1 protein-coding gene is annotated in these 666 nt (G+C 35.3%); it reads right to left on the reverse strand.

What is annotated here, in order from left to right; translation table 11 throughout:
- Positions 1–666 (reverse strand): T7SS effector LXG polymorphic toxin (locus SCRDD08_RS10680; RefSeq protein WP_231089384.1); only part of this gene is annotated, 666 nt, incomplete at both ends.

Below are 666 nucleotides of genomic sequence, written 5' to 3' on the forward strand. Positions count from 1 at the left end.
AATTGCCTTTATATCTTTCTCATCCAATTCTGTTTTATTTTTAATTTTATCTAAAACATTTTGGTAATTTTGAATTACCTCAGAACGTTTATTCCACTCACTATTAATATTATTAGCCCAAGGAGCTTGTCCCTCTATTTTAAAAGTTCCATCAAACTTTCCAAAGTCACCTGTGACTTGTTCGAAACCTTGAAAAACTAAGCTCTGTAAGCTTTCTGAATCAGAAAACTGGCCACTAGTCGAGCTCGCAAACGACTGCAATTCTTCTAATTTTTTTTGTAACTCATCTCGCTTACTCGTTGCATTTGAGATAATTCCTTGAACATTACTTTTGTAAGTAGGATTGACGTCCTTTAGATTGGATAAACTGTTCAAAATAGCTTCTTGAGTCGAGATGGTTGTATTCTTCGCTTCAATTTGCTTTTGAAGTGTCTCCTCATCTAGACTTTCTCCTCCGACTTGTGAACGGTAAAGAGTCGGTAATTCACTAGCTTTTTCTCCTAGACTCTCTGAAAATAGGATAACTCCTCTTACTAGAGGAACCATTATATTTTCCGCATAGGACTTAGCACTATCATAGGCTTTACCTTTTAATTCTCCCTCTGTAATCAGTTTATTAAAGGCAGTAATGACATCGTTATAATAATTCACACGGCTGCTTAATAC

Source organism: Streptococcus cristatus (assembly GCF_001578775.1).
In the GTDB taxonomy this organism is placed as follows: domain Bacteria; phylum Bacillota; class Bacilli; order Lactobacillales; family Streptococcaceae; genus Streptococcus; species Streptococcus cristatus_A.